Origin of the sequence: Rhizobium sp. rho-13.1, from assembly GCF_007000305.1 — a bacterium.
Classification (GTDB): Bacteria; Pseudomonadota; Alphaproteobacteria; order Rhizobiales; family Rhizobiaceae; genus Rhizobium; species Rhizobium rhododendri.
The window spans coordinates 85,436-102,092 of the sequence record NZ_SCFL01000011.1; the positions used below are offsets into that span (position 1 = coordinate 85,436).

At 60.7% G+C, this 16,657-nt stretch carries 15 protein-coding genes; 10 read left to right on the forward strand and 5 right to left on the reverse strand.

Going from position 1 to position 16,657, the window contains the following annotated elements; translation table 11 throughout:
* The first annotated feature begins 254 nt into the window (after positions 1 to 254).
* From tkt to EQW76_RS21180, 5 genes are all read left to right on the forward strand, one after another.
* Positions 255 to 2,237, forward strand: coding sequence for a transketolase (gene tkt, locus EQW76_RS21160; protein ID WP_142830681.1), 1,983 nt, complete (start codon positions 255 to 257; stop codon positions 2,235 to 2,237).
* A 73-nt stretch (positions 2,238 to 2,310) separates the two neighbouring features.
* Positions 2,311 to 3,321, forward strand: a complete 1,011-nt coding sequence (gene gap, locus EQW76_RS21165; RefSeq protein ID WP_142830680.1) for a type I glyceraldehyde-3-phosphate dehydrogenase — start codon at positions 2,311 to 2,313, stop codon at positions 3,319 to 3,321.
* A 267-nt stretch (positions 3,322 to 3,588) separates the two neighbouring features.
* Positions 3,589 to 5,427 (forward strand): potassium/proton antiporter, encoded by a 1,839-nt coding sequence (locus tag EQW76_RS21170; RefSeq protein ID WP_142830679.1) that lies wholly within the window; start codon positions 3,589 to 3,591, stop codon positions 5,425 to 5,427.
* Positions 5,428 to 5,512: 85 nt separating this feature from the next.
* The gene (locus EQW76_RS21175; protein WP_142830678.1) at positions 5,513 to 6,721 is read left to right on the forward strand and encodes a phosphoglycerate kinase; all 1,209 of its coding nucleotides are present in this window, start codon (positions 5,513 to 5,515) and stop codon (positions 6,719 to 6,721) included.
* A gap of 330 nt (positions 6,722 to 7,051) precedes the next feature.
* Positions 7,052 to 7,948, forward strand: coding sequence for a fructose bisphosphate aldolase (locus EQW76_RS21180; RefSeq protein ID WP_142830677.1), 897 nt, complete (start codon positions 7,052 to 7,054; stop codon positions 7,946 to 7,948).
* A gap of 104 nt (positions 7,949 to 8,052) precedes the next feature.
* Here the strand turns inward: EQW76_RS21180 and EQW76_RS29450 are convergent, their stop codons facing one another.
* Positions 8,053 to 8,214: a hypothetical protein gene (locus EQW76_RS29450; RefSeq protein WP_162854775.1), complete on the reverse strand. Its 162-nt coding sequence runs from the start codon at positions 8,212 to 8,214 to the stop codon at positions 8,053 to 8,055.
* Positions 8,215 to 8,347: 133 nt separating this feature from the next.
* On the opposite strand from EQW76_RS29450, the gene EQW76_RS21185 reads away from it, so the two are divergent.
* From EQW76_RS21185 to EQW76_RS21195, 3 genes are all read left to right on the forward strand, one after another.
* Complete coding sequence (locus tag EQW76_RS21185; protein ID WP_142830676.1) at positions 8,348 to 9,625, forward strand: MFS transporter; 1,278 nt, start codon at positions 8,348 to 8,350, stop codon at positions 9,623 to 9,625.
* A gap of 13 nt (positions 9,626 to 9,638) precedes the next feature.
* A complete protein-coding gene (locus EQW76_RS21190; protein ID WP_142830675.1) occupies positions 9,639 to 9,830 on the forward strand; it encodes a DUF1192 domain-containing protein in 192 nt (63 codons plus the stop codon).
* Positions 9,831 to 10,210: 380 nt separating this feature from the next.
* Positions 10,211 to 10,723, forward strand: a complete 513-nt coding sequence (locus EQW76_RS21195) for a DUF1465 family protein (RefSeq protein WP_111222385.1) — start codon at positions 10,211 to 10,213, stop codon at positions 10,721 to 10,723.
* Positions 10,724 to 10,861: 138 nt separating this feature from the next.
* Here EQW76_RS21195 and rpmE read toward each other — a convergent pair whose 3' ends face one another.
* Positions 10,862 to 11,083 (reverse strand): 50S ribosomal protein L31, encoded by a 222-nt coding sequence (rpmE, locus tag EQW76_RS21200; protein ID WP_111222384.1) that lies wholly within the window; start codon positions 11,081 to 11,083, stop codon positions 10,862 to 10,864.
* A 192-nt stretch (positions 11,084 to 11,275) separates the two neighbouring features.
* Here rpmE and EQW76_RS21205 point away from each other — a divergent pair, with 192 nt between their 5' ends.
* Both EQW76_RS21205 and EQW76_RS21210 read left to right on the forward strand, forming a co-directional pair.
* Entirely contained in the window at positions 11,276 to 13,078 is a 1,803-nt protein-coding gene (locus EQW76_RS21205; protein ID WP_224127955.1) for an ABC transporter transmembrane domain-containing protein, read from the forward strand.
* A 168-nt stretch (positions 13,079 to 13,246) separates the two neighbouring features.
* On the forward strand, positions 13,247 to 13,435 hold the full coding sequence (locus EQW76_RS21210) for a YegP family protein (RefSeq protein WP_142830673.1): 189 nt from the start codon (positions 13,247 to 13,249) through the stop codon (positions 13,433 to 13,435).
* Positions 13,436 to 13,529: 94 nt separating this feature from the next.
* Here EQW76_RS21210 and EQW76_RS21215 read toward each other — a convergent pair whose 3' ends face one another.
* The 3 genes from EQW76_RS21215 to EQW76_RS21225 all read right to left on the reverse strand — a co-directional run bounded on the left by EQW76_RS21215 (position 13,530) and on the right by EQW76_RS21225 (position 16,540).
* Positions 13,530 to 14,561 carry a peptidoglycan -binding protein gene (locus EQW76_RS21215; protein ID WP_142830672.1) on the reverse strand — a complete coding sequence of 344 codons (1,032 nt, stop codon included), beginning with the start codon at positions 14,559 to 14,561 and terminating at the stop codon, positions 13,530 to 13,532.
* Positions 14,562 to 14,563: 2 nt separating this feature from the next.
* On the reverse strand, positions 14,564 to 15,604 hold the full coding sequence (locus EQW76_RS21220; protein WP_142830671.1) for a MotA/TolQ/ExbB proton channel family protein: 1,041 nt from the start codon (positions 15,602 to 15,604) through the stop codon (positions 14,564 to 14,566).
* A gap of 135 nt (positions 15,605 to 15,739) precedes the next feature.
* Entirely contained in the window at positions 15,740 to 16,540 is an 801-nt protein-coding gene (locus EQW76_RS21225; protein WP_142830669.1) for an inositol monophosphatase family protein, read from the reverse strand.
* Between the last annotated feature and the right edge of the window lie 117 nt (positions 16,541 to 16,657).

A 16,657-nucleotide genomic window follows, 5' to 3' on the forward strand; every position in this document is an offset into this window, starting at 1 on the left:
GACTTTCCTCAGTTCCGGCAGCCTATCAGGCTCATGTCGTCTTTTGTACAAGACAAAAGGCAAATGTTAAATATTTGCGACGGAGGCCGGGTTTGGCCGCCGGATTTATTGACTTGCTCGCCCCAACTGCTATGTCTCAGCCGCCTGAGGCAGACTGCGATCCAGGGTTCCAAGCATCCCTCCCTCGCTGTGCCTTCCAACCGGTGGTCCATCCCTCTCGAGACCGAGACCATCCCAAACCTTGCGGAACGACCATGATCTCTCGCGAAAAACACGACCGGATGGCAAACGCGATCCGTTTCCTTGCCATGGATGCCGTTGAGAAGGCCAATTCCGGCCATCCCGGCCTGCCGATGGGCATGGCTGACGTCGCCACCGTACTCTTCTCCAAATACCTGAAATTCGATCCGAAATCGCCCCATTGGGCAAACCGCGACCGCTTCGTGCTGTCGGCCGGCCACGGCTCGATGCTGCTATACTCGCTTCTGTATCTGACCGGCTATGAAGACATGTCGATCGAGGATCTGAAGAACTTCCGCCAGCTGGGCTCAAAGACTGCCGGCCACCCGGAATACGGTCACGCCACCGGCATCGAAACCACGACCGGTCCGCTCGGCCAGGGCATTGCCAACGCCGTCGGCATGGCGATTGCAGAACGCAAGCTCGCCGTCGAGTTCGGCTCCGAGCTGCAGGATCACCACACCTACGTGATGTGCGGCGACGGCTGCCTGATGGAAGGCATCAGCCACGAGGCAATCGCGCTCGCCGGGCACCTGAAGCTCAACAAGCTCATCCTGTTCTGGGACAACAACTCGATCACCATCGACGGCGCCGTTTCGCTGTCGGACTCGACCGACCAGATTGCCCGCTTCAAGGCTGTTCACTGGAACACCATCGAAGTCGACGGCCATGAGCCGGACCAGATCTCTGCCGCGATCGAGGCAGCCCAGAAGTCCGACCGTCCGACCCTGATCGCCTGCAAGACGATCATCGGCTTCGGCGCTCCGCACAAGCAGGGCACCCACAAGGTCCACGGTTCGCCGCTCGGCGCCGAGGAAATTGCGGCTACCCGCAAGGCTCTCAACTGGGATGCCGAGCCCTTCGTCATTCCTGCCGACGTGCTCGACGCCTGGCGCGAAGCCGGCAAGCGTGCCGTTCCCGATATGAAGGACTGGCAGTCGCGCCTCGCTGCAGCCGATGAAGCCAAGAAGGCCGAGTTCAACCGCCGCTTCGCCGGCGACCTGCCGGCTGGCTTCGACGCCGCCATCAGCGACTACAAGAAGAAGCTGGCCGAGACGAAGCCGACCGTTGCGACCCGCAAGGCGTCGGAAGACGTGCTCGAGGTCATCAACGGCTTCCTGCCTGAAACGCTCGGCGGCTCCGCCGACCTGACGCCATCGAACAACACCAAGACCAGCCAGATGGTGTCGATCACGCCGACGGATTTCGCCGGCCGCTACATGCACTGGGGCATCCGCGAACACGGGATGGCGTCTGCCATGAACGGTATCGCTCTGCACGGGGGCCTGATCCCTTACGGCGGCGGCTTCATGATCTTCTCGGACTATTGCCGTCCGCCGATCCGCCTGGCGTCGCTGATGGGCATTCGCGTTATCCACGTTTTGACGCATGACTCGATCGGCGTCGGCGAAGACGGCCCGACCCACCAGCCGGTGGAACAGATGGCCTCGCTGCGCGCCATCCCGAACCTGATGATGTTCCGCCCGGCCGATGCCACGGAAACGGCCGAGTGCTGGCAGATTGCGCTGAAGACCAAGGACCGTCCGTCGGGTCTGGCCCTCACCCGCCAGAACATGGTTGCCGCTCGCCTGGAATACAGCGAGAAAAACCTCTGCGAACTCGGCGCCTACAATCTGGCCGGTTCTGCCGATGCCAAGGTGACGATCTTCGCTTCTGGATCTGAAGTCGAAATCGCCGTTGCCGCCCGCACCGCGCTTGAAGCCAAGGGCATCACGGTCCGCGTCGTCTCGGTTCCCTCGACGGAATTGTTCTTCGAACAGCCCGAAGCCTACAAGGCGGAAATCCTCGGCAACTCGCCAGTCAAGATCGCCGTCGAAGCCGGCGTCCGCGAAGGCTGGGATGCCTTCATCGGACCGGAAGGCACGTTCATCGGCATGAAGGGCTTTGGCGCTTCCGGCCCGGCCAAGGAAGTCTACAAGCATTTTGGTATCACGGCGGAAGCCGTCGTTGCCGCTGCGGAAGCTAAGCTTTCCTGATCCCAATACAGGGCGCCACGGCGCCCTGCTTCCATCAAATAGAAAAGTCCTGTCCGATTTGGGAGTGTCCACCATGACTGTAAAAGTTGCCATCAACGGCTTCGGCCGCATCGGCCGCAACATCCTGCGCGCCATCGTCGAATCCGGCCGCACCGACATCGAAGTCGTTGCCATCAACGACCTCGGCCCGGTCGAAACCAATGCCCACCTGCTGCGCTACGATTCCATCCACGGCAAGTTCCCGGCCTCGGTCAAGGTCGAAGGCGACACGATCATCGTCGGCAACGGCAAGCCGATCAAGGTCACCGCGATCAAGGATCCGGCAGCCCTGCCGCATGGCGAACTCGGCGTCGATATCGCCATGGAATGCACCGGCATCTTCACATCGCGTGAAAAGGCCGCCCTGCATCTGACCGCCGGCGCCAAGCGCGTTATCGTCTCGGCCCCTGCCGACGGTGCCGACCTTACCGTCGTCTTCGGCGTCAACGACGACCAGCTGACCAAGGAACACCTGGTCATCTCCAACGCGTCGTGCACCACCAACTGCCTGGTTCCCGTCGTCAAGGTCCTGAACGATGCCATCGGCATCGACCACGGCTTCATGACCACCATCCACTCCTACACCGGCGACCAGCCGACGCTGGACACGATGCACAAGGACCTGTACCGCGCCCGCGCCGCAGCCCTGTCCATGATCCCGACCTCGACCGGCGCCGCAAAGGCCGTCGGCCTCGTGCTGCCGGAACTGAAGGGCAAGCTCGACGGCACGTCGATCCGCGTTCCGACACCGAACGTTTCCGTCGTCGACTTCAAGTTCGTCGCCAAGCGCAACACCACGGTTGAAGAGATCAACCAGGTGATCAAGTCTGCCTCCGACGGCAAGCTGAAGGGCATCCTCGGCTACACCGACGAGCCGCTGGTTTCGCGCGACTTCACCCACGACAGCCACTCGTCGATCTTCGCCTTCGACCAGACCAAGGTCCTGGAAGGCAATTTCGTCCGCGTGCTCTCCTGGTACGACAACGAATGGGGCTTCTCCAGCCGCATGTCCGACACAGCCGTCGCCTTCGCCAAGACCATCTGAGCGACTGCACCGCCACGTTAGAAAAACGGCTCGGGAAACCGGGCCGTTTTTTGTTTAGACACTTGATATTCCACATTTCGCCCAGCTATCGACCAGATTGATCATTAAGCCTTTGAGAGCAAATCTGGATGGCCTACAATCGGCGGGCAATCATTTGCGCTGGGGGATTCGGCGTCGGGGACGGGAGCGCAGGGAGGGCTCGCGTCGCGGCTACGGGCTGACGTGGGGCGTCCGGCACTGGCCGGATGCGAGAAAAGGGAAGTGTCCGTGGAAGCATTTTATGTCGTCGTCCTGGTCTGCACCGTCCTGATCCTCATTGCCGCCTTCTCCAGCCTTCTCGCATTCCGCTTCGGCGCGCCCCTGCTACTGCTGTTTCTCGTCATCGGCCTGCTGGCCGGCCAGGATGGGCTCGGCATCGCCTTCAGCAACAATTACCTCGCCTATATCCTCGGCTCGATCGCGCTGGCCGTCATTCTTTTCGATTCCGGCTTTGGCACCTCGCTGTCCTCCTTCAAGGCGGCTGCCGTCCCGGCTCTGACGATAGCCTCGCTCGGGGTCATCATTACCGCCTCCATTTTCGGGCTGGCCGCATCCTGGCTTCTCGGTTTCAGCTGGATGGAAGGCCTGCTTCTCGGCTCGATCGTCGCCTCGACGGATGCCGCCGCCGTCTTCTTCCTGCTACGCATCGGCGGCATCAATATCCGCGACAAGGTGCGCTCGACGCTCGAAGTCGAATCCGGCACCAACGACCCGATGGCGATCTTCCTGACCATTGCGCTGGTACAGGCGATCGGCAGCGGCGAAGGCGTCGGCGGCGTCAATATCGCCATGCTGGCCATGTTCGTCCAGCAGATGGGCCTCGGCGTCATCCTCGGCTTGCTCGGCGGCATGATGATCGTGCTGGTCGCCGGCAAGCTCGAAACCGACCGCGGCCTGACGCCGATCTTCGTGCTGGCGCTGGCGCTGCTGGTGTTCTCGTTCACCGGCGCCGTCGGCGGCAGCGGCTTTCTTGCGGTCTATGTCGCGGGCATCTACGCCGGCAACCACAAGATGCCGGCCTCTGCGACCATCAAGCGCTTCCAGGACGGCATGACCTGGCTCGCCCAGATCATCATGTTCCTGGTCCTCGGCCTGCTTGCCTCCCCGTCGGAGTTTCCAGCCATCGCCGTGCCGGCCGTACTGCTGGCGCTGGTGCTGATCTTCGTCGCCCGACCGGTTGCCGTCTGGCTCTGTCTGCTGCCGTTCGACTATACCCAGCGCGAGACAGGCTTCCTCGCCTGGGTCGGTTTGCGCGGCGCCGTCTCCATACTGCTTGCCATCATGCCTATCCTCGGCAATCTCGATTTCGGCCAGACATATTTCAACGTCGCCTTCATCATCGTGCTCGTCTCGCTGATGCTGCAGGGCTGGACGATCAAGCCGGTGGCCAAGAAGCTCGGGCTCATCATTCCGCCGCGCATCGGCGCCGTTCACAAGGTCGAGGTCGATCTGCCCGGCGCTGCCAACCACGAACTGCTCTCCTACCGCGTTGTCAAGGACAGCCCTGTGCTATTGGGAGAGCGGATCCCGCGCTGGGCCATGCCATCGCTGGTGGTGCGCGACGGCAAGTCGATGCGCTATCAATATGCCGGACGGCTGCGGGAAAACGATCTGGTCTACCTGTTCATCGCGCCAAGCTTTTCGCGGCTGCTCGACAGGCTTTTCGCCACCCGCGCACCGGTCGATCCGGAAGATACCGAGTTCTTCGGCGCCTTCTCCATTTCGCCGCAGCGGCAGGCAGCGGATCTCGATGCTGCCTATGGCCCGGGCCTCCTGCACGAAAACGAGAAGAACCTGACGATTTCCGAACTGATGCGCCAGCGCTTGGGCGGCAAGGCGGACTATGCGGACCGGGTGCGTCTCGGATCGCTCATATTGATCGTTCGCGACCTCGACGAGAACGACCATATCAAGGCTGTCGGCATGTCACTCGAAGTGGTCGATTCCACCGATGCGCTGCCGCTGTTCATCAACATGCGCGAAATCGCCCACCGCATTCGCGATGCCCTCAGGCGGCGCCGCGCACGGGCCGCGAAGGCGAATTCAAACGATTCGAGTAGCGACTAAAACCCAGGCCGACAGCCTTGCGTCTCCGACCATCCGTAGTATGGTCGGCGCATCTTCCGACCATATCAATTTGCGGATCTTTCCCATGCCAAGCTTCAAGACCCTCGACGATCTCACCGAAATTGTCGGCAAGCGCGTGCTTGTCCGCGTCGATCTCAACGTGCCGATGAAGGACGGGAATGTCAGTGACACCACGCGCATCGAGCGTGTTGCCCCAACCATCCTCGAACTGTCGGCCAAGGGCGCCAAGGTCATCCTGATGGCACATTTCGGTCGCCCCAAGGACGGCCCGACACCGGAATTTTCGCTGTCGCAGATCGTCTCCTCGGTGAAGTCGGTGCTCGGCCACGACGTCCTTTTCGCCTCCGATGCCATCGGCGCACCCGCCACGGAAGCGATCGCCAAGATGAAGGATGGCGACATCCTGCTGCTCGAGAACACCCGCTTCCACAAGGGCGAGGAAAAGAACGACCCTGCCTTCACCCAGTCGCTGGCAGACAACGGCGACATCTACATCAACGACGCCTTCTCGGCTGCCCATCGCGCCCATGCCTCGACCGAAGGTCTGGCAAAGCTGCTGCCGGCCTACGCCGGGCGGACGATGCAGGCTGAACTTGAAGCCCTCGAAAAAGGCCTGGGCAATCCCGTCCGCCCGGTAGTTGCGATCGTCGGTGGCGCCAAGGTGTCGAGCAAGATCGATCTGCTGATGAACCTCGTCAAGAAGGTCGATGCACTGGTCATCGGTGGCGGCATGGCCAACACCTTCATCGCCGCCCGTGGCACCGAAGTCGGCAAGTCGCTCTGCGAACACGACCTTGCAGATACGGCACGCCAGATCATGCTTGAGGCAGCCCAGTCCGGCTGCTCCATCGTGCTGCCGGAAGACGGTGTGGTTGCCCGCGAATTCAAGGCCGGCGCTGCGAACGAAGTCGTCATCATCGACAGCATTCCAGCCGACGCCATGGTCCTCGATGTCGGCCCGAAAACGGTCGAGCAGATCAAGGCCTGGGTCGGCCGCGCCGAAACGCTGGTCTGGAACGGCCCGCTCGGCGCCTTCGAGATCACGCCTTTCGATGCAGCAACCGTGGCTGTCGCCAAGTTTGCCGCCGAATGCACCAAGTCGGGCAAGCTGACATCGGTTGCCGGCGGTGGCGACACGGTTTCGGCGCTCAACCACGCCGGCGTTTCCGACGACTTTACCTACGTCTCCACCGCCGGCGGCGCCTTCCTGGAATGGATGGAAGGCAAGGTCCTGCCGGGCGTTGCAGCGCTGGAAGCTCAAGCCAAGGCGTGAGTTGCATAATGGCGGTTCGCCCGTCCAGTTGAAGTTTTGATGACCGTGAAAGCGAAAGCTTTCGCGGTCTTTTCGTTGGTGCTAGTGTAGCCGCAGACATTACAAACGATTGAATTCATTTCAATCGTTTCAGTAGCTTAACCTAGGATTTTCCTTTTAAAATTCTTCTGGTATCGCAGGTCCGGCAGTGTTGGGAGAGCATGAAAGGACCGAACGTCTTGGAGATGCAGATCCATTAGTTTGATCGATAGAGGCGTTGCCGGTCGGTCGTGAAATGAAACAACATCCGTGCGTGCGCAATGCGCCGCTTCGAGGGATAGGGAGTGAACTATGGTAGACGCGAAGATGTTGGACAAGATGAGCTCTGCACCGGGATTCATTGCGGCGCTGGACCAGAGCGGTGGTTCGACGCCCGGTGCGTTGCGTCTCTACGGCATTTCCGAGACCGACTACCAGGGCGACGATGAAATGTATCGCCTGATGCACGCCATGCGCGTCCGCATCATGAGCGCGCCTGCCTTTACCGGTGACAAGATTATCGCCGCCATCCTTTTCGAGCGGACCATGGACGGCGACGTCGACGGCCAGCCAGTTCCCTCATTTCTTTGGGAAAAGCGCGGCGTCGTGCCTCTCCTCAAGGTCGACAAGGGATTGCTTGCCGAAGAAAATGGCGTCCAGTTGATGAAGCCGATGCCGGAGTTGGACGCCCTCCTGAAGCGCGGCCGCGAAAAGGGAATTTTCGGCACCAAGATGCGCTCGGTGATTGGCAATGCCGACAAGGCCGGGATTGCCGCCGTCGTCAAGCAGCAGTTCGAGGTTGCCCGCCAGATCATCAGTCACGGCCTGATGCCGATTATTGAGCCTGAAGTCTCCATCAAAAGCGCAACGAAGACAGAGGCCGAAGCCATTCTTCGCGACGAAATCGCAAAGCAGCTCGATCTGCTGCCTGCATCCGAAACCGTGATGCTGAAGCTGACGATCCCGACGGTCGCCGATTTCTACGCTCCGCTCATTTCTCACAAGTCGGTCGTCCGGGTCGTAGCCCTTTCCGGTGGCTACAGCCGCACGGATGCATGCGAGAAGCTCAGCCATAACCATGGCATGATCGCCAGCTTCTCGCGCGCGCTGACAGAAAACCTGCGCGTCACGATGAGCGACGCCGAATTCGACGCCAACCTGGCCGAAACGATCGATGAGATCTACTCAGCCAGCGTCAACAAGGCCTGATACTGTCCAGACGCGGCAAGCACTTGAAGGTTGCCTAACCGAATGCTCGTAGACTCCATGGCCCGGCTTGCCACAGCCGGGCCATTTCTATTGCTACATCAGCATCAGAGCGCTTCGCGAAACACCAGCGCGAACGTCCAGATGGCGAAGGCCAAAATCGCGATCTTCCAGAAGTCCGCGCGCCGCCGCAGCCCGGGCAGGCCGAGCGGTCGGATCAGATGCACCACCATCGCCAGAAGCAGCAGCAAGCCTATGAGTTTGGACATAAAATTCTCTGTTGTCTGGTCACGGCCACAGACAGGACATTTTTCTCCTCGAAAAACTGGCCTGAACGGGCCTACCGATGCCTGTCCCCGCCGTCTTATCTGATTTTTAAGCCTGACCAGCGGACAATAGGATATGAAAAGAAATATTCTGCCCGTCCTCGCGCTCCTGTTCGGAACCCTGTTCCTGTTCATGGGCAACGGCCTTCACAGCCTGCTGCTACCCGTTCGCGGCACGGCCGAGGGCTATGCAACGACGACGCTCGGCCTGCTCGGAACGACATGGGCAACGGGCTTCGTGCTGGGTTGCCTGACGGCGCCCAAGCTCGTCCGTCGAGTCGGTCATGTCCGCGCCTTTTCGGGCTTCATCGCCGTCATCGCCATCATCGCCCTGCTGACCGGCCTGATCGTCGATTCCGCCTGGTGGGTGGCGCTGCGAGCCGTCACCGGCTTCTGCACCGCCGGCACCTCGATGATCATCGAGAGCTGGCTGAACGAGCGCGCCACCAACGAAAGCCGGGGCGCGATCTTTTCGCTGTACATCGGCATCACCCTGATAGGCGCCGTCGGCGGCCAGATGATGATCCCGTTCGGCGACATCCATACGCCGATGCTCTTCATGGTCTGCGGCATCTGCTACTGCGTAGCCATGCTGCCGACGACGCTGTCCAACGCCGCCTCGCCGCAGCCCCTGAAGGCCATCAAGCTCGACCTCCCGGCCATCTACAGAAACTCACCCGTCTCGTGCATCGGCATCCTGCTCGTCGGCATCGCCAACGGTGCCTATGGCACGCTCGGTGCTGTCTTCGGCGCCCGTGCTGGCCTTGACGAAGGCAACATTGCCATCATGATGAGTTCGACCATCTTTGCCGGCGCGATGATGCAACTGCCGGCGGGCCGGCTCTCCGACCGTATCGACCGCCGCTACGTGCTGGCCATCATGGCCGCGATTGCTGCCGTCGATGGGCTGCTGTTGTTTATCTTCCAGCCCAGCACGCCCTATCTGCTGATCAGCCTCGTTATCGTCTACGGCGCTGCGGCCAACACGCTCTATCCGATCACCGTCGCCCATGCGAACGACTTCGCCTCGCCGGAGGAATATGTGAAGGTGTCGGGCGGCCTGCTGCTGCTCTATGGGATAGGCACCATCATCGGACCGACCATGAGCGGCCCGATTATGTCTGCCATTGGCCCCTACTCACTGTTCCTCATCACCGCGATCGCCCATCTGGCGATCAGCGGCTATTCCATCTTCCGCAGCCGCCAGCGCGCCGCCATTCCAGCCGGAGAGCGCGATGCCTACACGAACATGCCGTCTGCCAACAACCAGATGATCACGCCGGAAAGCATGTCGATGGCCAACCCCATGGACACGCCGACCGAAACGGACGATCCTGCCGTCAAATACGGATGAAGGAGAAACCGCGATGAGCCTGTTTGACGACGACCGTCCGAAAAAGCCGGGTATCCACGAGATCGGTAGCGATATCACCCTGCTGTCGGTCGATGAGCTGAAGGAGCGTATCTCTCGTCTTCACGAGGAAATCGCGCGTCTCGAACTTGCCTGCAACGAAAAGGCCTCCGGTCGGAGGGCAGCCGAGAGCCTTTTCCGTTCCTGAAATTTACCCGCCGCCTCGGCAATCTGCATAGCAGCAAGTACAATTTCGGGGCGTCTTTAACTAAAAATTAAGCTTTATCATTCATTACTGTGAACATCCGGATTTTGTCTGGACTCAGACAGTTTTTCACCATTTGGCGAATTGGTCTGATTTTTCTCCCTGTTTCACCTTCAGAGCCGCTTTTTGCGGCTCTTTTTTTGTCTTTGCCTGCCGGCGCAGGCCAAGGAAACTGTGGAGATTAACCTTCTATTAAGAATCGACTTGCAGATCTGGGGTAAAACTACCATCTTGAAGTCAATCAGCGCCGCCTAATCGAAACCTTTTGCGACCTGCCGGCGTTACATAAGCAAAACTGACTGTCTGCAACAGGGACTACTCTGATGTCTGAACTTGGATTGAACACCGTTAGCTTTGCAGGTCGTGCCGCCTCGTCGTCGCAATTCAAGGCGCTGTATGCAGAGGGTATGTCCCTCGTGGAAGAGACAGCGGCTTACCTCGATGGTAATGGTCGTGCTGCTTCCAAGGTCCTGCCGCGCATGGCATCGGTGCTTTACGCAGCGGAATCCATGCGCCTGACCACACGTCTGATGCAGATGGCTTCTTGGCTCCTGCTGCAGCGTGCCGTCAACAACGGCGAGATGTCGCGCGACCAGGTCCTCACCGAAAAGAATAAGGTCCGCCTGGACGGTTTCAACGTCGACAAGACGGCGCCTGGCTGGGGTGATCTTCCGGAATCCTTCCGCGACCTCGTAGAGCGCTCCCTTCGCTTGCAGAACCGCGTAGCAATTCTCGATCGCGAGATCTATCGCCCTTCAGAGACCATCGTTCCGGACAACCAGAACAGCGTCAAGGCGCAGCTTAGCCTGCTCCAGACCGCTTTCGGCATGAACTGATCCGATCAAACCTCTCTTTCTTGGAAAGCCGGCCCGCTCATCGCGCGGCCGGTTTTTTGTTGTCAACCGCCTGGCGGCAGGACAAAGAAAAGCCCGGCAAAACCGGGCCCCTCAGAAACATAACGATAAAGCGGCGTATTAGACGCCGAGACCGCCGAAACGCTTGTTGAACTTTGAGATACGGCCGCCGCGGTCCATCATCTGCTGATTGCCGCCGGTCCATGCCGGGTGCGACTTGGAGTCGATTTCGAGGTTCATCGTGGCGCCTTCAGAACCCCAGGTGGAGCGGGTTTCATATTCGGTGCCATCGGTCATGACGACCTTGATGGTGTGGTATTCGGGATGGATGTTTGCCTTCATAACAATATTCCTGCCATGCCAGGGTCCATTTGTCGCAAGCCATTGCAGCGACCGACCCGATTGAATAAATGAAGCCGCAGCAGATGGCGGCCACGGCTTCCAATTACGATGCGGTGCCTATACAGCAAGGCCACGCAGATAACAAGGGCCGATCAGGGCCCAAAGCCTGGCTTTACAGGGATAGGAGACGACGTGTCAGAAACGGGAGAGGCAGGCGCCAAGCCACGCAAATCCATTCGACCGCTCGGACGCCTGCTGCCCTATCTGCAGCGCTACCGTCGCATGGTTACGGGCGCCGTCATCGCTCTCGCGCTCGCAGCGATCACCTCGCTGGCCCTGCCGCTTGCCGTCCGCCGGCTGATCGACCACGGGTTTGCGCAAAGCGACGGAACCTTCATCAACAGCTACTTCGTGATGCTGATGGTGATGGCCGTCGTTCTCGCCATGTCGAGTGCGCTGCGCTACTATTTCGTCATCACGCTGGGCGAACGCATCGTCTCCGACCTGCGCCGCGAGGTCTTCGACCATGTGACCCGTCTATCCCCATCCTTCTTCGATATAAACCAGTCCGGCGAGATCATGTCGCGGCTGACCGCCGACACCACGCAGATCAAGTCGGCCGTCGGCGCTACCGCGTCTGTCGCCCTGCGCAACATCATCCTCTGTTTCGGCGCCATAGGCATGATGATCTTCACCAGCCCGAAACTGTCAAGCATCGTGCTGATCGCCATTCCGCTGGTGGTGTTCCCACTGGTCGCGTTCGGCCGCAACGTCCGCAAGCGCTCGCGCGCCGCCCAGGACATGCTGGCGGACGCCTCTGCCTATGCCAACGAGACAATCGGCGCTACCCGCACCATCCAGGCCTTTAACGGCGAGAACGCCGCTGCTGCCCGCTATGGCAGCGCCGTCGAGAACGCCTACGAGGCCGCTCGCTCGGCCGTCAAATCCCGCGCCCTGCTGACGGGCTTTGCCATCACCATGATTTTCGGCAGCGTGGTTGCCGTCCTCTGGGTCGGTGCCCAGAATGTTCTGTCAGGAACCATGTCGCCGGGAACGCTGAGCCAGTTCCTGCTTTACTCCGTCATATCGGCTGGATCGCTTGGCGCACTTTCGGAAGTCTGGGGCGAGCTTTCCCAGGCCGCCGGCGCCGCAGACCGCATCGGAGAACTGCTGGCGGAACGGTCGGCCATCGCAGAGCCGGAATATCCCCTCCCCCTGCCGACGCCCCACATTGGCCGCGTCGAGTTCTCGGATGTGCATTTCGCCTATCCGTCGCGCCCCGGCAAGGCAGCCCTTCACGGCCTGTCACTCGGCGTCCGGCCGGGCGAGACGGTCGCTATCGTCGGACCGTCCGGTGCCGGCAAGAGCACCATATTCTCGCTGATCCTGCGTTTCTACGACCCGCAGAGCGGCACCGTCTCTGTCGACGGTATCGATACCCGCCAGTTATCTCTCGATGCCCTGCGCTCGCAGATCGCCATCGTGCCCCAGGATGTAACGATCTTTGCGGCCTCTATCCATGACAACATCGCCTTCAGCCGCCCTGGAGCGACGCGCGAAGAGGTCCGTGCGGCCGCCATTGCGGCCCAGGCGGATGAATTCATCAGCCGTCTCGACGAAGGCTACGATACGCCCACCGGCGAACGCGGCATCACGCTCTCCGGCGGCCAGCGCCAGCGCATTGCGATTGCCCGCGCCGTGCTCAAGAACGCCCCGATCCTGCTGCTCGACGAAGCAACGTCGGCGCTCGATGCCGAGAGCGAGATGCTCGTGCAGAAAGCACTCGACGACCTCATGGAAACCCGCACCACCATCGTCATCGCCCACCGGCTGGCGACCGTGCTGAAAGCAGACCGCATCCTCGTGCTCGATCATGGCCGCATCGTCGAGGAAGGCACCCACCAGAGCCTCGTGCAGCACGGCGGGATCTACGCCAAGCTTGCCCGGCTGCAATTCGACACCGGCATCGAGCAGCGCCTGACGATGGTGAACTGACACCCCGGGCGACTGCACGGAGGCTGAACCCTCCGCCCAAGGCAGCTCTCGCCCTGCAGCTTGCATTTTGCCGCCCGCTCCATCTTGACAGACCTCCATCTTTCAGGCGGCATTGCCAAGCGCTGCAAGCAGCCGAAAGACGAACGTCCAGACAGGGAGACGAGCACCATGTACAAATTTGAAGTCTACAAGGACAAAGCCGGCGAATTTCGTTTCCGGTTCAAGGCATCGAACGGCGAAACGATGTTCTCGTCGGAAGGCTACAAGGCAAAGGCCTCGGCCATGCATGCTATCGAATCGATCAAGAAGAACACACCCGGCGCCGACATAGACGACCAGACGAGCGCCACGGTCTGAGGCCGGACTGTAGCCTTCCCAAATCAGCAAAGCCGACGCCCGCGCGCCGGCTTTGCTTGATCATCGGGTTGGTCAGGGAACCAGATCGTGCCGATTACTTCTCGGTCAACTTGAGCTCGATGCGCCGGTTGGTGGCGCGAGCCTCCGGCGTATCCCCCGGCGCAATGGGCTGGAATTCGCCAAAACCTGCCGCTACCAGCCGGTCCGCAGGAACACCTTGCGAGATCAGGTATTTGACGACCGCGATGGCGCGGGCGGACGACAGGGCCCAGTTGTCGGCATACTTGCCGGTCCCGGACAGCGGCACATTGTCGGTATGACCGTCGACACGCAGCACCCAGTTGATCTCCGGCGGGATTTCCTTGGCGACGTCGATCAGCGCCTTTGCGAGCTTGGTCATTTCGGTCAAGCCCTGCGGGTTGAGATCTGCCCCGCCTGACGGAAACAGGACTTCCGACTGGAATACGAAGCGGTCGCCGACGATGCGGATATTGTCGCGGTCGGACAGGATTTCGCGCAGGCGCCCGAAAAAGTCCGAACGGTAGCGGTTGAGCTCCTGAACCTTCTGGGCGAGAGCGACATTCAGCCGCCGGCCGAGATCGGCAATCTTTACCTGTGAAGAATCGTCTTTGGCTTCCGATGCCTGCAGGGCCGCCTCGACCGCCGCGATCTGGTTGCGCAGCGCGGCAATCTGCTGGTTCAGCAAGTCGACCTGGCTGAGGGCACGGCTGCTCGCCTGCTTCTGGTCGTCGAGCTGCTGCGTCAGGCTGCCAATCCTCGCCTGCGAGGCCTCAGTGCTGCCGGAGCCAGCAGCCAGCAACGTCTGCAGCCGGGACTTCTCGCTTTGCGCCGAGGCCAGCGACGCCTGCAGGTTGGCAACGGAATCCTCGAGATCCTGCTTGCCGCTCTTTTCCAGCGCCAGCAGTTGCGTCAGTTCGTTGATCTGGCCGTTCAGCCGGGCAAGCACCTCGTCGCGACCGCTGAGCTGCCGGCTGAGGATGAACTGGCCGATGACGAATACCGTCAGCAAGAACATGATCGCCATCAGCAGAGTCGACAGCGCGTCGACGAAGCCGGGCCAATAGTCGATCGTCCGCTGGGTCCGGCGGTTGCGCGAGAGCGCCATGGCTACTTGCTCCCGGTCTTTTCGATACTTCCGATACGATCCGACAGCCGGTCCAGCGTCCGGCGCATCGACTTCGCTTCTTCCTGCTGCGCTTCGATCCAGTCCCGCAGCATCTGCTGCTCGTTGCGCATGTTCTTGACCAGTCCCTGGATGCCGTCGGCAAGGTTGGCCATGGCCGCGACCGATCGCTGGCCGCTGCCGCCTTCTTCAGCGATCTGGCGCATCTGTTCAGACAAGGCGCGGACATCATCCGCAGAGGCTCCATTAGTAGCGTCGGGCACGGACGACATGTCGGAACCGACATCGGTGACCGATGACAGCCAGTTTTCCAGTTCCGTGTAGAAACGGCTCTGCGCCCGCCCGGCCTGCAGGTCGAGGAAACCGAGGATCAGTGAACCGGAAAGACCGAGCAGTGAAGACGAAAACGCCGTACCCATGCCGACCAGCGGCGCGGCGAGACTTTCCTTCAGCGTGCCCAGGATGTCGCCACCCTCGGCCACATCGAGCGACTGGATGACCTTGTTGATCGATCCGATCGTGCCGATCAGGCCCCAGAAGGTGCCGAGCAGGCCGAGGAAGACCAACAGTCCGATCAGATAGCGCGATATATCCCGGGATTCGTCGAGCCGCGAGGCAATCGAATCGAGGATGGAGCGCAGTGTTGCAGTCGAAAGCGACATCGACTTGCGGCTGCCGAGAAGAGCGCGCATCGGCGCCAGCAGTTTTGGATTGAGGTCGACCTTGTCGGCATCGCCAACAACGCGGAAGGAGTTGAACCAGCGGACTTCCGGCCTGAGGGAAAGCACATGGTTGAAAACAAGGATGATGCCGACGACGAGAACGCCGAGGATCAGGCCGTTCAGGCCCGGATTGTGCATGAAGGCTTCCTGCCCCTGGCGGAACAGGATGGCGGCGATAAAGCCGACAATGATGAGAAACAGGATCATCGTCCAGAAAAAGGCCATCGGGCTCGATAGCCTGTACGCGCGGCTCTGCATCGGATCGTCAGTCGACCCAAGATCCGACAATTTCACATTTTTCATGAATACCTCAGCCACCGCAGATTTTCCGCCTGCGAAGACTAGAGCATCATTGCGCCGAATTGAAGAGTATCGGCCCACAAAACATGTGCGTTGCGGTAGGCTATCCGACTGGCCTAAGCTGCGTGTTTGCTTGGCTTAACGGGTCGGGATCGGACGCTTGACGACTTCCAACAGCGCCTTCTGGATGTACTCGTTGCCGCAGATGATCGAGCCTTTCGCAAGCATCTCGGTGCCACCGTCGAAATCGGACAGGAAGCCGCCGGCTTCGCGGATCAGCAGCACGCCGGCAGCGATATCCCAAGCGTTAAGCCCGGTTTCCCACATGCCGTCGAAGCGACCGGCAGCCACATAGGCCAGATCGAGCGCCGCAGAGCCCAGCCGGCGAACACCGGAGACTTCGCCCATGACATGGCGCAACTCGACAAGGAACTTGCCGTGGCTGCCGCGACCCAGATGCGGGACGCCGCAGGTGATGACGCAATCCGACAGCACACGGCGGCCGGCAACACGCAGGCGACGATCGTTGAGGAAGGCACCGCCGCCACGCTCGGAGGTGTAGAGTTCGTCCGTCGCCGGATTGAAGATGACGCCGGCGACGATCTCGCCGTTGCGTTCCAGGCCGATCGAAACCGCAAACAGCGGAATGCCGTGCAGGAAGTTCGTCGTACCATCGAGCGGATCGACGATCCAGCGATGGGCACCGTCGGTGCCGATGATTTCCTGGCTTTCCTCGCCGAGGAAGCCGTAGGTCGGCCGCGCCTTCATCAGCTCTTCGCGGATGATTTTTTCAGCCTTGAAATCCGCCTGCGAGACGAAATCGCCGGGGCCCTTGACGGAGACCTGCAGGTTCTGCACCTCGCCGAAATCGCGGCTCAGGGACTTGCCAGCCTTGAGGGCGGCCTGGACCATGACATTGAGAAGAGCAGAGCGAGCCATATGGCAATTCCTTGAAACACGAAAGACGCCATCCGGACCCGGATCAGGGTCCCGGCGGAGCGGGATCGGCGGCGCGATAAAGATTGGCGGCCTCAAGACCACAAAATCGTGCGCATT